This window comes from Streptomyces violaceus (genome assembly GCF_036014075.1).
Taxonomy (GTDB): Bacteria; Actinomycetota; Actinomycetes; order Streptomycetales; family Streptomycetaceae; genus Streptomyces; species Streptomyces violaceus.
The window spans coordinates 3,926,982-3,941,692 of record NZ_CP107911.1; the positions used below are offsets into that span (position 1 = coordinate 3,926,982).

General features: G+C 71.3%; 14 protein-coding genes. 3 read left to right on the forward strand and 11 right to left on the reverse strand.

Going from position 1 to position 14,711, the window contains the following annotated elements; all coding sequences use genetic code 11:
- The first annotated feature begins 108 nt into the window (after positions 1 to 108).
- Positions 109 to 750, forward strand: coding sequence for an HAD family acid phosphatase (locus OG542_RS17615; RefSeq protein WP_311127074.1), 642 nt, complete (start codon positions 109 to 111; stop codon positions 748 to 750).
- Positions 751 to 833: 83 nt separating this feature from the next.
- On the opposite strand, the gene OG542_RS17620 is transcribed toward OG542_RS17615, so the two are convergent.
- On the reverse strand, positions 834 to 3,359 hold the full coding sequence (locus tag OG542_RS17620; RefSeq protein WP_193483769.1) for an ATP-dependent Clp protease ATP-binding subunit: 2,526 nt from the start codon (positions 3,357 to 3,359) through the stop codon (positions 834 to 836).
- A gap of 430 nt (positions 3,360 to 3,789) precedes the next feature.
- On the opposite strand from OG542_RS17620, the gene OG542_RS17625 reads away from it, so the two are divergent.
- A complete protein-coding gene (locus OG542_RS17625) occupies positions 3,790 to 4,446 on the forward strand; it encodes an SCO3374 family protein (protein WP_328412006.1) in 657 nt (218 codons plus the stop codon).
- A 9-nt stretch (positions 4,447 to 4,455) separates the two neighbouring features.
- On the opposite strand, the gene OG542_RS17630 is transcribed toward OG542_RS17625, so the two are convergent.
- The 10 genes from OG542_RS17630 to OG542_RS17675 all read right to left on the reverse strand — a co-directional run bounded on the left by OG542_RS17630 (position 4,456) and on the right by OG542_RS17675 (position 13,091).
- A complete protein-coding gene (locus tag OG542_RS17630; RefSeq protein ID WP_010048839.1) occupies positions 4,456 to 4,791 on the reverse strand; it encodes a histone-like nucleoid-structuring protein Lsr2 in 336 nt (111 codons plus the stop codon).
- Between the two features lie 223 nt (positions 4,792 to 5,014).
- Entirely contained in the window at positions 5,015 to 5,548 is a 534-nt protein-coding gene (locus OG542_RS17635) for an amino-acid N-acetyltransferase (RefSeq protein ID WP_189725877.1), read from the reverse strand.
- A 9-nt stretch (positions 5,549 to 5,557) separates the two neighbouring features.
- A complete protein-coding gene (locus OG542_RS17640; RefSeq protein ID WP_408057768.1) occupies positions 5,558 to 6,019 on the reverse strand; it encodes a BlaI/MecI/CopY family transcriptional regulator in 462 nt (153 codons plus the stop codon).
- A 195-nt stretch (positions 6,020 to 6,214) separates the two neighbouring features.
- The gene (locus OG542_RS17645) at positions 6,215 to 6,397 is read right to left on the reverse strand and encodes a hypothetical protein (protein WP_328412008.1); all 183 of its coding nucleotides are present in this window, start codon (positions 6,395 to 6,397) and stop codon (positions 6,215 to 6,217) included.
- 18 nt (positions 6,398 to 6,415) lie between these two features.
- A complete protein-coding gene (locus tag OG542_RS17650) occupies positions 6,416 to 7,141 on the reverse strand; it encodes a hypothetical protein (RefSeq protein ID WP_328417962.1) in 726 nt (241 codons plus the stop codon).
- Positions 7,142 to 7,653: 512 nt separating this feature from the next.
- Positions 7,654 to 8,451, reverse strand: a complete 798-nt coding sequence (locus OG542_RS17655; RefSeq protein ID WP_184594802.1) for a type III pantothenate kinase — start codon at positions 8,449 to 8,451, stop codon at positions 7,654 to 7,656.
- Positions 8,452 to 8,465: 14 nt separating this feature from the next.
- Entirely contained in the window at positions 8,466 to 9,440 is a 975-nt protein-coding gene (gene nadC / locus OG542_RS17660) for a carboxylating nicotinate-nucleotide diphosphorylase (RefSeq protein ID WP_193483014.1), read from the reverse strand.
- A gap of 5 nt (positions 9,441 to 9,445) precedes the next feature.
- Positions 9,446 to 11,167 carry an L-aspartate oxidase gene (locus OG542_RS17665; RefSeq protein WP_328412010.1) on the reverse strand — a complete coding sequence of 574 codons (1,722 nt, stop codon included), beginning with the start codon at positions 11,165 to 11,167 and terminating at the stop codon, positions 9,446 to 9,448.
- Positions 11,164 to 12,156, reverse strand: a complete 993-nt coding sequence (gene panC, locus OG542_RS17670) for a pantoate--beta-alanine ligase (RefSeq protein ID WP_328412012.1) — start codon at positions 12,154 to 12,156, stop codon at positions 11,164 to 11,166. The genes OG542_RS17665 and panC overlap by 4 nt, the downstream gene beginning before the upstream one ends.
- Positions 12,153 to 13,091 carry a Rossmann-like and DUF2520 domain-containing protein gene (locus OG542_RS17675; protein ID WP_328412014.1) on the reverse strand — a complete coding sequence of 313 codons (939 nt, stop codon included), beginning with the start codon at positions 13,089 to 13,091 and terminating at the stop codon, positions 12,153 to 12,155. Before OG542_RS17675 ends, panC begins: the two co-directional genes overlap by 4 nt.
- A gap of 210 nt (positions 13,092 to 13,301) precedes the next feature.
- Here OG542_RS17675 and OG542_RS17680 point away from each other — a divergent pair, with 210 nt between their 5' ends.
- The gene (locus OG542_RS17680) at positions 13,302 to 14,498 is read left to right on the forward strand and encodes a threonine aldolase family protein (RefSeq protein ID WP_328412016.1); all 1,197 of its coding nucleotides are present in this window, start codon (positions 13,302 to 13,304) and stop codon (positions 14,496 to 14,498) included.
- The last annotated feature ends 213 nt before the right edge of the window (positions 14,499 to 14,711 follow it).

The window sequence follows — 14,711 nt, forward strand, 5'->3', positions numbered from 1 at the left end:
TAGGCACCTACCGTTCGGTAACCTTACGGTTCCCCTCGCGCCACCCTCGCCCACGAACATGCACACGACATGTTGCAGCGTCACGGACGTGAGAGGACCCCCCACGACATGCAGACCCGACGCCCCTGGTTGCGCCGCGCATCAGTGACCGCCGTATCGGCGGCAGCCCTCGTGGCGATGGCCGCACCGGCCGACGCCACGACCGCCACCCGCGACTCCACGACCGCCACCGCCGCCTCCACGGCCGCCGCGGCGGACGTCGATTACGCCGCCTGGCAGAAGGACTGCCAGGCGGTGATGGACCAGGCGCTGCCCTATCTGAAGCAGCGGATCGCGGCCACCAAGCCCGGTGAGAAGCAGGCGATCGTCTTCGACATCGACAACACCACGCTGGAGACCGACTTCGGCTTCAGCTACCCGCAGCCAGCCAACAAGCCGGTCCTGGAGGCCGCCAGATACGCCCAGGAGCACGGCGTCGCCCTGTTCTTCGTGACCGCCCGCCCGGACATCATCTACTCGTTCACCGAGTACAACCTCAAGCAGACCGGCTACCGGGTCTCCGGCCTCTACGTCCGGAACTTCATCGACCTCTTCAAGAACGTCGCCGAGTACAAGACGGCCCAGCGCGTCGACATCGAGAAGAAGGGCTACACGATCATCGCGAACATCGGCAACAGCGCCACCGATCTCTCGGGCGGCCATGCCGAGAAGACGTACAAGCTGCCGGATTACGACGGGCAGCTGTCGTAGAACCGCAGGGCCCACACAGCCCCAGGGCATGCGGGAAGGGCCGGTGCTTTCCAGCACCGGCCCTTCTCACTCGATCGTGACGCTTATGCGTCCTTGCTCAGGTTCGGCCCGGTTCCACCGGCCGCCTGCTCGATCGGCGGGACGTCCGGGAGGGCCGCCTTCTCCTCACCCCGGAAGGTGAAGGTCTTGGCCTCGCCCTCGCCCTCGGTGTCCACGACCACGATGTGACCGGGACGCAGCTCGCCGAAGAGGATCTTCTCCGAGAGCGAGTCCTCGATCTCGCGCTGGATGGTGCGACGCAGCGGACGCGCACCCAGCACCGGGTCGTAGCCCTTCTGGGACAGCAGCTCCTTGGCGGACTGGGAGAGCTCGATGCCCATGTCCCGGTCCTTCAGGCGCTCGTCCACCTTGCCGATCATCAGGTCGACGATCTTGAGGATGTCGTCCTGGGTCAGCTGCGGGAAGACGACCACGTCGTCGACGCGGTTGAGGAACTCGGGACGGAAGTGCTGCTTGAGCTCGTCCGACACCTTGTTCTTCATGCGCTCGTAATTCGACTTCTTGTCACCCGAGGCCGCGAAGCCCAGGTTGAAGCCCTTGGAGATGTCCCGGGTGCCGAGGTTGGTCGTCATGATGATGACCGTGTTCTTGAAGTCCACGACCCGGCCCTGGGAGTCGGTCAGGCGACCGTCCTCCAGGATCTGCAGCAGCGAGTTGAAGATGTCCGGGTGGGCCTTCTCGACCTCGTCGAAGAGGACGACGGAGAACGGCTTGCGGCGGACCTTCTCGGTCAGCTGGCCGCCCTCTTCGTAGCCCACGTAGCCGGGGGGCGAACCGAAGAGCCGCGACACCGTGTGCTTCTCGCTGAACTCCGACATGTCGAGGGAGATCAGCGCGTCCTCGTCGCCGAAGAGGAACTCGGCGAGCGCCTTGGACAGCTCGGTCTTACCGACACCGGACGGGCCGGCGAAGATGAACGAGCCACCGGGACGCTTCGGGTCCTTCAGACCGGCACGCGTACGGCGGATCGCCTTCGACAGCGCCTTGACGGCGTCGACCTGGCCGATGACCCGCTTGTGGAGCTCGTCCTCCATGCGCAGCAGACGCGAGGACTCCTCCTCGGTCAGCTTGAAGACCGGGATGCCCGTGGCGGTCGCGAGGACCTCGGCGATCAGCTCGCCGTCGACCTCGGCGACGACGTCCATGTCGCCGGCCTTCCACTCCTTCTCCCGCTTGGCCTTGGCGGCCAGGAGCTGCTTCTCCTTGTCGCGGAGGGAGGCGGCCTTCTCGAAGTCCTGCGAGTCGATCGCGGACTCCTTGTCCCGGCGGACACCGGCGATCTTCTCGTCGAACTCGCGGAGGTCCGGCGGAGCCGTCATCCGGCGGATGCGCATCCGGGAACCGGCCTCGTCGATCAGGTCGATCGCCTTGTCCGGCAGGAAGCGGTCCGAGATGTAGCGGTCGGCCAGCGTGGCGGCCTGGACCAGCGCCTCGTCGGTGATCGAGACGCGGTGGTGGGCCTCGTACCGGTCACGGAGACCCTTGAGGATCTCGATCGTGTGCGGCAGGGACGGCTCCGCGACCTGGATGGGCTGGAAACGGCGCTCGAGGGCCGCGTCCTTCTCCAGGTGCTTGCGGTACTCGTCCAGCGTGGTGGCGCCGATGGTCTGCAGCTCACCGCGGGCCAGCATCGGCTTCAGGATGGAAGCCGCGTCGATGGCGCCCTCGGCGGCACCCGCACCGACCAGCGTGTGCAGCTCGTCGATGAACAGGATGATGTCGCCGCGGGTGCGGATCTCCTTGAGCACCTTCTTCAGGCGCTCCTCGAAGTCACCGCGGTAGCGGGAACCGGCGACCAGCGCGCCGAGGTCCAGGGTGTAGAGGTGCTTGTCCTTGAGGGTCTCGGGCACCTCGCCCTTGACGATGGCCTGGGCGAGACCCTCGACGACGGCGGTCTTGCCGACGCCGGGCTCACCGATCAGGACCGGGTTGTTCTTGGTACGGCGGGACAGCACCTGCATGACCCGCTCGATCTCCTTCTCGCGCCCGATGACCGGGTCGAGCTTGGACTCACGAGCGGCCTGGGTGAGGTTCCGGCCGAACTGGTCGAGGACCAGGGACGTCGAGGGCGTGCCCTCGGCAGGCCCGCCGGCGGTGGCGGTCTCCTTGCCCTGGTAACCGGAGAGCAGCTGGATGACCTGCTGCCGCACCCGGTTGAGATCTGCGCCCAGCTTGACGAGGACCTGGGCGGCGACGCCCTCGCCCTCGCGGATCAGGCCGAGCAGGATGTGCTCCGTGCCGATGTAGTTGTGGCCCAGCTGAAGGGCCTCGCGGAGCGACAGCTCCAGGACCTTCTTGGCACGGGGGGTGAAGGGGATGTGCCCGGACGGGGCCTGCTGCCCCTGCCCGATGATCTCCTCCACCTGCTGGCGGACCGCCTCGAGCGAAATCCCGAGGCTCTCAAGGGCCTTGGCGGCGACACCTTCACCCTCGTGGATCAGGCCCAGGAGGATGTGCTCAGTGCCGATGTAGTTGTGGTTGAGCATCCGGGCTTCTTCCTGAGCCAGGACGACAACCCGCCGCGCGCGGTCGGTGAACCTCTCGAACATCGTTAATCGCTCCTCAGAGCGGTCAGGCAGTGGGGGGAACTTCCCCTCCCTGTCCTTCCGCAGCTTAGTCCCGCAAGCGGGGACCGCTCATTCCAACTGCCGACACCGTCGATGGCCTCCTGACCCCGAACGCCGACATCTGCTCCAACCCGATGGTGCGAGACGATGTTCCCGCAGGCCAGGCAGTTACCCCCATCGCCAGTACGCCGATGGCGAACGTGAGACGGCCTTTCCTGCGTGTCGCCCCCTCCCACTAGGGATGTCTTACCCGTAGAGCCCGGATGTCCATGCCGGGTGCCCCGGTTCCCTCCGCTACGGGCGAACAACCTTGCGCCTCCCGGCACCCCCTACACACTCCCGTTTCGCCACTCTGTGCGCTCGCGACGACACCCAGCGTAACTCGCACGTCCTTCCGGCGGTTGCACGTGGCATGTTCGGCGCCCCGCACCCCCTGACCGCGTCCGCGTCCCCGCCCGTCCCGCTCCCCCGCCGGCCGCTCGACGAGAGCTGCCGGGTCCGGCGGTGGTACGAGAGGGAACTGGGCTGGCCGACCGTGCCCGGGGATCCGGTGCGGCTGGCGGTGGGCGTTCGCTTCGACGTCCTGGACGTGCCGGCCGAGGCGGGACACGCGTCGCTGCGGCACCTGGGGCCGGGCTCTCCCGTGGCCGTACGGGGCGACCGCATGTGGCTGCTGGTGGCCCCGGGCAGCGCGGAGGAGTTGCCCGGGCTGCTGGAGTGGCTGGAGTGGGGAACGCTGGCGCTCGACCTGACCGCGATCGGCGCGGGCGGCTCCATGGAGGCGCCGGTGCCGGCTGAGGCAGGCGGGGCGGGCGGGCTGTTGCCGCGCGGGGCGTTTCCTCCGGGCCCGCTGGGCCCGGTCGGTTCCCAGGGGGCCGCCGTGTGGCTGCGGCCCCCCGAGCCGGGATGCGAGGTCGAGGCCTCGCTGCCGACACTGTCGGCCTTGTGGGGCACTGGAAACGCCCCCGATCTCGTACGGCTGGTGGACACGGTGGCCACGCACTGCCACCGGGTCCGGCTGCGACGCGCGTGCGCCCAGCCGCCGGCCTTGCGTACGCAAGGTCAGTAGTGCCGCTGTTCAGCCGTTGGCCTTCTCGTAGGCCTCGCGGATGGTCGCGGGGACACGGCCGCGGTCGTTGACCTCGTAGCCGTTCTCCTTCGCCCAGGCGCGGATGGCCGCGGTGTCCTGGCTGCCGCTCGATGCGGCGCGCGCCTTTCCGCGCCCGCCCGAAGCACGGCCTCCGGTACGACGACCGCCCTTCACGTAAGGCTCGAGAAGGCCACGGAGCTTGTCCGCATTGGCGGTGGTGAGATCGATCTCGTACGTCTTGCCGTCCAGCGCAAACGTCACGGTCTCGTCTGCCTCGCCGCCGTCGAGGTCGTCGACAAGAAGGACCTGAACCTTCTGTGCCACCGGATTTCCTTTCATCGATATCTTCAGGGCCGGGGAGTGTGCCGGCGTCCGCCGTATCGCCGTCCCCTGTTATATGCAGTACTGCAGTACGTCGGAAAGCAAACCGCTTTTGCCGGAAAAACACAAACCCTCGGCAGAGACCGGGAGCCCTGCCTCCGTCCGGAAACGTGCGCGTTTCGGACATAGGGCACCGGGGCAGGTGTCGATCCCCAATCCCCGACGATCACAGATGCAGAAGCATCCGGCTGTTGCCCAAGGTGTTCGGTTTCACTCGTTCGAGACCGAGGAACTCCGCGACACCCTCGTCATAGGAACGCAGCAGCTCCGCGTAGACATCCGTGTCGACCGGCGTCTCACCGATCTCCACGAAGCCGTGCTTGACGAAGAAGTCGACTTCGAAGGTCAGGCAGAAAACGCGGCGAACGCCGAGCCAGCGGGCGGTGTGGAGCAACTTCTCCAGCAACTGGTGTCCGACGCCCGCGCCCTTCAGGCCGGGCTTCACCGCGAGAGTGCGGACTTCCGCGAGGTCTTCCCACATCACGTGCAGGGCACCACAGCCGACGACCTCCGCGTTGTCGTCCCGTTCCGCGACCCAGAACTCCTGGATGTCCTCGTAAAGCGTCACCGTTGCTTTGTCGAGCAGGTTGCCGCCGCGGACGTAGGCGTCAAGGAGACGGCGCACCGCCGGGACATCGCTGGTGCGGGCCCGTCGGACGGTGATGGCTTTTGCGGTGGCTTCGGGGCTCTTCGCGGACATGGGCGGACGCTATCGCCCGCCGTGATCCTGAGCGGAGGCGGGGTTCTCGGGGGTGGGGTTCTCGGGGGTGGCTTCTCGGGGTTCCGTCGGTTCAGCGGGTTGAGCCGGTTCGGTCGAATCAGACGCTTCGGTCGGTTCCAGGGTTTCCGGGACCTCGACGATGCGTACGGCATCACGGAGAGCCCGTCGCTGTTCCTCGCTCATCATGCCGAAGAAGGCGACGAGAGCGGCGGCGGGGTTGTCGCTCTGCGACCAGGCGTCGTTCATCAGGGCGGCGGCGTAGGCGGCGCGTGTGGAGACCGCCTCATATCGATAGGCGCGGCCTTCCGCCTCGCGGCGCACCCAGCCCTTCTGATGGAGATTGTCCAAAACGGTCATCACCGTGGTGTAGGCGATGGACCGCTCCTTCTGAAGATCTTCCAGGACTTCTCGAACGGTCACCGGGCGGTTCCACTTCCACACCCGCGACATGACCGCGTCTTCGAGTTCTCCCAATGGGCGAGGCACAGCACAGAACAATAGTGGGAGATCTCGGTAATGGCGTGGCGGACGTGCACTTCAGCGGCGAACGGGAACAAAAAGGGCGTACGACTCGCGGGTGCGGGCCTCGCTGGGCGGGCCTCGCCGAGTCGTACGCCGTCGGCAGGGGTGAGGGCGGGGGTGCGGTCAGGCCTTCGGGGTGCTCGGGGAGGACTGGCGGGCGCCCTCCGCGCGCGCGAGGGCGGCATCCACGGCCGCGTCCTCCTTGGCCTTGTTGGCGCCGCCCTGCGTCTTCACGATCACCCGGATCACGCCGATGAAGAAGACGGCCATGACGACCGGGGGCAGGAGCGCGGAGACATAGTCCATGGATCCAGGGTAGCCACGTCAGCCCGCGGCGAGCTGCTGGGGGTTCGCGGGGGGCGGCGGGGTGGGCTTGCGGCGCGGGAAGACCTCGCCCGGGGTGGGGATCGGGCGGCTGGGCTTCGGGGTGCCCGGGGTGGGGGCGGGGGCTGGGGCCGGGGTGGGCTTGGGGGCGGGTTTCGGGGCCGGCGGCTTGCGTGCGGGCTTCTTTTCGGGCTGCCGTTCTGGGGTGTCCTTGGCCGAGTCCCCGGCGGTGGCGAGGCCTCCCGGCAGGGCCAGGAGGCGGGTGCGGGCGGCTGGGACGGTGGGGGTGGCGGGAGTGGTCGGAGTGGTGGGAGCGGCGGGGGGCATCCGGGTGACCGGACGGGCTGTCGGGGAGTGCTGCTGCGCGTGGGTGCGTACGTGCTGCTCGGCGAGCAGGCGGCAGCGGTCCAGGAGGGCGGCGGCGGTGGGGTTGCCGCGCAGGGCACGGAGGGCTGTGAGGTCGTGGGGGTGGGGGCGGTAACCGGCGCCCAGGGCCTCGTCCAGGAGGGTGAGGTACCCGGCTGCGGTGCCGGGCAGAGCGGCGCGGTACCGGCCGAGATCGGCCACGAGGAAGGCACGCAGCCTGGCCCCCTCCCGCGTCGCCTCGTCGAGCGACTCTGCTAGGCGGAGGCAGTCCTGGACGTCGTCGGGCGAGGCGGAGGTGGGGTGGAGGGCGAGGGCGAGAGCGCGGCGGAGCACACGCAGCTCCTCCACGCCGAACGCCATGCCGCCGCGGGATCCGTATGGCGTGGGCATGTAGCGACGATACGCGCTAATCAGACAAATTACGCATAGGGGGTGGGTGTGGCGTGGGGGGCCACTCGGGTGCGCGTAGCGCCTGCGCCGTGGGGGTGGGTCGGGGCCGCGCCGGGGGGTGTCTGTCCTCGGAACGGCGCGATGGAGTCGCATACCGACTCGCTGTCCGTTGACGCGCCAACCGCTGCGGGCGGACACCCCCCGACACGTCCCCTTCTCGCCGTACGCGGGTGCGGGCGCGTCGTGGCCGTCCCAGCTGCGGGCAATCGTGCCTCCCCCAGTGCCTTAAGGGCCTGGGCGGTGCCCCCAGGGCGGCACGGGTGGGCGGTGGGGGTCCCCCCGCTCGAGCGAAGCCGAGAGTGGGGGAGGCACCCCGCAGCGCCGGGCTGCGGACCCACCCCGACCCCAGCACCAACGCCGAGCACCTTGCGACGCCGAGCTGTGCAACGCCCCGGCCTCAGCGGCGGACGCCGGGTGGCTGCTCACATACGGGACACGTTCCGCTCGTACACCAGCCGCAAGCCGATCAGCGTCAGCCATGGCTCGTGCTCGTCTATGACCGACGACTCGCCCAGGACCATCGGTGCGAGACCCCCCGTCGCGATCACGGTGACGTCCTCCGGGTCCTCCGACAGCTCTCGCGCCATGCGGTTGACGACGCCGTCGACCTGGCCGGCGAAGCCGTAGATGACGCCCGACTGCATCGCCTCGACCGTGTTCTTGCCGATGACGCTGCGGGGCCGGGCCACCTCGATCTTGCGGAGCTGGGCGCCGCGGACGCCGAGGGCCTCGACGGAGATCTCGATGCCGGGCGAGATGACCCCGCCGACGTATTCGCCGCGCGCGCTGATCGCGTCGAATGTCGTCGCCGTGCCGAAGTCGACGACGATGGCGGGACCGCCGTAGAGCTCGACCGCAGCCACCGCGTTGATGATGCGGTCGGCGCCGACCTCCTTGGGGTTGTCCATGAGGATCGGGACGCCGGTCTTGACGCCCGGTTCGACGAGGATGGCGGGCACGTCGCCGTAGTAGCGGCGGGTCACCTCGCGGAGTTCGTGCAGGACCGAGGGGACGGTCGCGCAGATGGCGATGCCGTCGATGCCGTCGCCCAGTTCGTCGCCGAGGAGGGGGTGCATGCCCATCAGGCCCTGGAGGAGGACCGCCAGTTCGTCGGCGGTGCGGCGCGCGTCCGTGGAGATGCGCCAGTGTTCGACGATGTCCTCGCCGTCGAACAGGCCCAGGACGGTGTGGGTGTTTCCTACGTCGATCGTCAGCAGCATGACCCGTATCCGCCCTACTCCGCCGGCCGCAGGTCGAGGCCGATGTCCAGGATCGGCGAGGAGTGGGTGAGGGCTCCGACGGCCAGGTAGTCGACGCCGGTGTCCGCGTAGGCCTTGGCGTTGCCGAGGGTCAGGCGGCCCGACGCCTCCAGGGCGGCGCGGCCCTGGACGATGGCCACCGCCTCCTCGCACTCGCCCGGCGTGAAGTTGTCCAGGAGGATCAGGTCCGCGCCGGCGTCCAGGACCTCGCGGAGCTGGTGCAGGGTGTCGACCTCGACCTCGATGGGGACGTCGGGGAAGCGGTCGCGGACCGCCCGGAAGGCCTGGGCGACGCCGCCCGCGGCGACCACGTGGTTGTCCTTGACCAGGGCCGCGTCCGAGAGGGACATGCGGTGGTTGACGCCGCCGCCGCAGCGGACCGCGTACTTTTCGAGGCCGCGGAGGCCTGGGGTCGTCTTGCGGGTGTCGCGGACCTTGGCCTTGGTGCCGTCGAGGGCGTCCGCCCACGCGCGCGTGGCCGTGGCGATGCCCGACAGGCGGCACAGGATGTTCAGCGCGCTGCGTTCGGCCGTGAGGAGGTCGCGGGTGCGGGTGGTGACGGAGAGGAGCTTTTGGCCCGCCTCCACGCGGTCGCCGTCCTCCGCGTGGCGTTCGATGGCCAGTTCCTCTTCGCAGACGACCGAGATGACGGCTTCCGCGACCCGGAGGCCGGCCACGACCCCTGCTTCACGTGCGGTGAAGTCGGCGGTGGCCACCGCGTCCTCGGGGATCGTCGCCACCGTCGTCACGTCCACGCCGTGGGCCAGGTCCTCCTGGACGGCCACGTTGGCGATGTCCTCGACCTCGACGGGGTCGAGGCCGGCGTCGGCCAGGAGCTGGGCGAGTGCGGGGTCCAGGCCGCACTCCAGGTATGCCTGGTCGTCGGCGCCGCAGGCACAGCCGTCGCCGCAGCCTCCGGACGAGGCGAGGGGAAGGTCGGGGGTGGTCACGTCGGTCACTGCTCCTGGGGGGCCTGGGACGGGAGGGTCGAGGGGAAGTGTGTGGTGTCCGTGGTGTGCACGGCCAGCGAGCGGTCCGGGTTCAGGCGTACGACGATGTGACGCCGCCAGGTCGTGTCGTCGCGCTCGGGGCGGTCCTCGCGCCAGTGACAGCCCCGGGTCTCCTCGCGGAGCCGGGCGGCGGCGACCAGGACGCGGGCCACGCACAGGAGGTTGGTGGCCTCCCAGGTGTCGACGCCGGGCTCGGCGGTCTTGCCGTTCTCGGCGAGGGCGTCGCGGGCGTCGGTGTGCAGCCGCTGGAGCTGGTCGGCCGCCTTGGCCAGGGACCCGGCCGAGCGGAGCACGCCCGCGCCGTCGGTCATGATCCGCTGGATCGAGAAGCGGGCCTCCGCGGTGAGCAGGGGGTGCTCGGGGGTCTCCGGGTACGGGAGCGGCCGGGGCACACGCGTGAGGAGGCCGTTCTCCGCGTGGCTGGCCGCGATGTCGGCCACGATGCGCTCGGCGTAGACCAGGCCTTCGAGGAGGGAGTTGGAGGCCAGGCGGTTGGCGCCGTGCACGCCGGTGCAGGCGACCTCGCCGCACGCGTACAGGCCGGGGACGGTCGTACGGCCCCGGGAGTCGGTGCGCACGCCGCCGGAGGCGTAGTGGGCGGCCGGGGCGACCGGGATGGGGCTGGTGACCGGGTCGATCCCGTGGGCGCGGCAGGCGGCGAGGATCGTCGGGAAGCGGTGCTCCCACATCTCGGCGCCGAAGTGCCGGGCGTCGAGGAACATGTGCTCGGCGTCCCGCTCCTGCATGCGGCGCATGATGCCCTTGGCGACGATGTCCCGCGGGGCGAGTTCGGCGAGCTCGTGCCGGCCGAGCATGAAGCGCACGCCGTCGGCGTCGACCAGGTGGGCGCCCTCGCCGCGCACCGCCTCGGAGACCAGGGGCTGCTGACCCTCCGCGTCGGCGCCCAGGAAGAGGACGGTCGGATGGAACTGGACGAACTCCAGGTCGCTCACCTCGGCGCCCGCGCGCAGTGCCAGGGCCACGCCGTCGCCCGTCGAGACGGACGGGTTGGTGGTCGCGGAGAAGACCTGGCCCATGCCGCCGGTCGCGAGGACCACGGCCGGGGCGTGGACCGCGCCCACGCCGTCGTGCTGGCCCTCCCCCATGACGTGCAGGGTGACGCCCGCGGTGTGGCCCTCGGCGTCCGTGAGGAGGTCCAGGACGAGCGCGTTCTCGACCGTGCGCACGCCACGCGCGCGTACCGCCTCGACCAGGGCACGGGAGATCTCGGCGCCGGTGGCGTCGCCGCCCGCGTGCGCGATGCGGCGGCGGTGGTGGCCGCCTTCGCGGGTGAGCTCCAGCCTGCCCTCGGAGGACGCGTCGAACTGGGCGCCGGTCTCGATGAGGCGGCGTACGGCGTCGGGCCCCTCGGTGACGAGGATGCGGACCGCTTCCTCGTCGCACAGGCCGACGCCCGCGACCAGGGTGTCGTCGAGGTGCTGCTCGGGGGTGTCGCCCTCGCCGAGGGCCGCGGCGATGCCGCCCTGGGCCCAGCGGGTGGAGCCGTCGTCGAGGCGGGCCTTGGTGACGACGACGGTCCGCAGGCCCGCGGCCTCGCAGCGCAGGGCCGCGGTCAGTCCGGCGACGCCGGAGCCGACGACGACCACGTCCGCGGCGATGGACCACCCGGGCGCGGGCGCGTGCAGTCGTATGCCTGTGCTGGTCACGAGGCGGCTCCGAAGGTGAGGGGGAGATTGTCGATCAGCCGGGTCGCCCCGACCCGGGCGGCTACGGCGAGGACCGCCTCGCCGGTGAAGTCGTGCCCGATCTCGGTGAAGTCGGACGGGTCGACCAGGGCGAGGTAGTCCAGGGCCAGCGGCGGATTCAGGCGGGCGGCCTCGTCGAGGACCTGGCGGGCGGCCGCGCGGACGGCCGCCGGGCCGCCCGGGACGGCCGTCGCCATGGCGTGCGCGTCGGCCGCCGCGCGGGACTCGCCGATGGCGCTGAGCGCCTCGGCACGCGCGCGCGTGGCGGGCACTTCACGGGCCCGGGCCCGCAGTGCCTCCTGCGCGGCATGCCGGTCCTGGCCCGCGAACAGGGCACTGGACAGCGCGAGGGCGGTGCGCCGCTCGGCGGGCGAGAGGTAGCGGTTGCGGCTGGACAGGGCCAGACCGTCGTCCTCGCGGACGGTGGGGACGCCGACGATCTCCACGCCGAAGTTCAGGTCCCGGACCATACGGCGGATCAGGGCGAGCTGCTGGGCGTCCTTCTGGCCGTACAGGGCGACGTCGGGACGGGTCAGGTGCAGCAGCTTGGCGACGACCGTGAGCATGCCGTCGAAGTGGCCCGGGCGGGCGGAGCCCTCCAGGCGCTCGCCCATGGGGCCCGCGGCGATGCGGACCTGAGGCTCCCCACCGGGGTACACCTCGTCCACGGCGGGGGCGAACACGACGTCCGCGCCGGACTCCCCGGCGAGCTTGAGGTCGGCGTCCAGGGTGCGCGGATAGCGGTCGAGGTCCTCGCCCTGACCGAACTGCAGCGGGTTGACGAAGACGGTGACGACGACCTCGCCGTCCCGGCCCGCGATGCCGCGCGCGGTGCGGATCAGGGTGGCGTGGCCCTCGTGCAGGGCGCCCATGGTCATCACCACGGCGCGGCGGCCCGCCCGCACGCGTGCGCGCAGTTCGCCGGCGGTGCTCAGCAGGGTGGTGGTCATCGGGCGTCCCCTTCGGTGCCGTCGGTGCCGTCCGTCGCGTCGGCGAGTACCCCGAGGAGGTCCTCGGCGAGCTCCGGCTTCAGCAGGCCGTGGGCCAGGGCCCGGTCGGCGGTCGCGCGGGCCATCGCCAGATAGCCGGCGACGGTCTGCGGGGCGTGCTGGCGCAGCTCGGTGACGTGCGCCGCGACCGTGCCCGCGTCGCCGCGCGCGACCGGGCCGGTGAGTGCCGCGTCGCCGGAGCGCAGAGCGTTGTCCAGGGCGGCGCCGAGCAGCGGACCGAGCATCCGGTCGGGGGCGGCGACCCCGGCCGCGCGCAGCAGCTCCAGGGACTGGGCGACCAGGGTGACCAGGTGGTTGGCGCCCAGGGCGAGCGCCGCGTGGTAGAGCGGCCGGTTCTCCTCGGCGATCCACTCCGGCTCGCCGCCCATCTCGATGACGAGGGCCTCGGCGGCCAGCCGCAGCTCCTCGGGAGCGGTGACGCCGAAGGAGCAGCCGGCGAGGCGCTGGACGTCCACGGGCGTGCCGGTGAAGGTCATCGCGGGGTGCAGGGCCAGCGGCAGGGCGCCCGCGCGCAGGGCGGGGTCGAGCACCCGCGCGCCGTAGCGCCCGGAGGTGTGGACGAGCAGCTGCCCGGGCCGTACGGACCCCGTGTCGGCGAGTCCGGTCACCAGGTCGGGCAGGGCGTCGTCCGGCACGGTCAGCAGGACCAGGTCGGCGCGCTGGAGGACCTCGGCGGGCGGCATCACCGGCACGTCGGGCAGCAGTTGCGCGGCACGGCGCCGGGAGGTGTCGGAGACCGCGGAGACGGCGACCGGGCGGTGCCCGGCGAGCTGCAGGGCCGCGGCCAGTGCGGGTCCCACGCGGCCGGCGCCGACGACGCCGACGGTGAGCCGCGCGGGGCGGTCCTTGGGGTCTGCCTGTGGGGTTGTGTTCACTCGACGGCGGCCTTCCCGTTCCAGTCCGCTCCGGGTACCGGACGATTTCTCGTCATGTTAACGCGATCGGTTCGAGGGGTGTTCGGTCGTCCACAGGGTGTGCGTTCCGGTGCGTGCTCGTGGACGGCCCGGACAGCCCGGACGGCCCGCATGGACGGCCTGCGGAAAAGCGGGTGCCCGTCCGAACCCGCGCGGGGCAGGATCCGGGGCATGAGTGACACGGCGGAACGGGACGAGCAGGCGACCGGGCACGGGTCGGACCAGGAGCGGCGCGCACGGCTCCGTGAGCGGCGGCTGGCCGCCCATCGCAAGGCACGGCGGGTGTTCGCGCGCTTCGGTTTCCACAAGACGCTCCGGGAACGCCTGGCGGAGCTGGACGGGGCGGAGGACCTGTACGACCTGGACGAGCTGTCCGACCTGTACGGCGACGGGGTCGTCGAGGCGCTGGAGGCGAAGGTCGCCGGGCTGCTCGGCACCCAGGCCGCCGCGTTCTTCCCGACGGGCACGATGGCCCAGCAGGTGGCCCTGCGCTGCTGGGCGGGCCGCACCGGCAACCCGACCGTCGCCCTGCACGCGCTCAGCCATCCCGAGGTGCACGAGCGGAACGCGTTCAGCGAGGTCGGCGGACTGCGCCCGGTGCGTGTGACGGACGAGCCGCGGATGCCCTCCGCCGCCGAGGTGCGCGACTTCGAGGAGCCCTTCGGGGCGCTGATGCTGGAGCTGCCCCTCAGGGACGCCGGTTTCGTACTGCCCTCGTGGGAGGAGCTCACGGAGGTGGTGGCGGCCGCGCGGGAGCGGGACGCGGTGGTGCACTTCGACGGGGCCCGGCTGTGGGAGTCCACCGTCCACCTCGGCCGGTCCCTCGAGGAGATCGCGGGCCTGGCGGACAGCGTCTACGTGTCGTTCTACAAGTCCCTCGAGGGCTTCGGCGGGGCGGCGATCGCCGGCCCGCGGGAGCTGGTGGAGGAGGCGAAGGCCTGGCGGCACCGGTACGGGGGCCTGGTCTTCCAGCAGTTCCCCACGGCCCTGTCGGCGCTGGCCGGACTGGAGCGGGAGCTGCCCCGGCTGCCGGAGTACGTCGCCCACGCGCGCGTGGTGGCGGCCGCCCTGCGCGAAGGGTTCGCGGCGTCCGGGGTGCCGTGGGCGCGCGTGTACCCGGAGGTACCGCACACCCACGACTTCCAGGTCTGGCTGCCCTACGAGGCGGACGTCCTCATGGAGGCGTCGGTCCGGACGGCCGAGGAGACGGGCGTTCTCCTCTTCGCCGCCGCCTGGGACCGGGGCGGGCCGGGCCTGGCCCGCACGGAGGTGTGCGTGCGGTCCGCCGGGCTGGAGTGGACCGCCGAGGACGTGAGGACGGCGGTCGCGGAGTTCGTCGCCCGGTTGCCCGAAGAGGGCGGCAGGTAGCCGGGAACGGACAGCGGCGGCCGGCAGGCCGGCGCGGACAGACGGCAAGCCACCGGCCGCAGACGGACAGCAGCCACCGGCCGCGGACCGACAGCAGGCCAGTGCTCGCGGACCGAGAGCTGGCCACCGGCCGCAGACCGACACCAGGCCACCGGCCGCGCACGGTAGCGGTCAGCCGGCGACCGGAGCGTTAGCCGGTGAGACGGCGACCGG

Coding starts and splice junctions, on each gene's coding strand:
- OG542_RS17615 (WP_311127074.1), top strand. CDS start 109: ATGCAGACCCGACGCCCCTGGTTGCGCCGCGCATCAGTGACCGCCGTA.
- OG542_RS17620 (WP_193483769.1), bottom strand. CDS start 3,359: ATGTTCGAGAGGTTCACCGACCGCGCGCGGCGGGTTGTCGTCCTGGCT.
- OG542_RS17625 (WP_328412006.1), top strand. CDS start 3,790: ATGTTCGGCGCCCCGCACCCCCTGACCGCGTCCGCGTCCCCGCCCGTC.
- OG542_RS17635 (WP_189725877.1), bottom strand. CDS start 5,548: ATGTCCGCGAAGAGCCCCGAAGCCACCGCAAAAGCCATCACCGTCCGA.
- OG542_RS17640 (WP_408057768.1), bottom strand. CDS start 6,019: ATGTCGCGGGTGTGGAAGTGGAACCGCCCGGTGACCGTTCGAGAAGTC.
- OG542_RS17645 (WP_328412008.1), bottom strand. CDS start 6,397: ATGGACTATGTCTCCGCGCTCCTGCCCCCGGTCGTCATGGCCGTCTTC.
- OG542_RS17650 (WP_328417962.1), bottom strand. CDS start 7,141: ATGGCGTTCGGCGTGGAGGAGCTGCGTGTGCTCCGCCGCGCTCTCGCC.
- OG542_RS17655 (WP_184594802.1), bottom strand. CDS start 8,451: ATGCTGCTGACGATCGACGTAGGAAACACCCACACCGTCCTGGGCCTG.
- panC (WP_328412012.1), bottom strand. CDS start 12,156: ATGACCACCACCCTGCTGAGCACCGCCGGCGAACTGCGCGCACGCGTG.
- OG542_RS17680 (WP_328412016.1), top strand. CDS start 13,302: ATGAGTGACACGGCGGAACGGGACGAGCAGGCGACCGGGCACGGGTCG.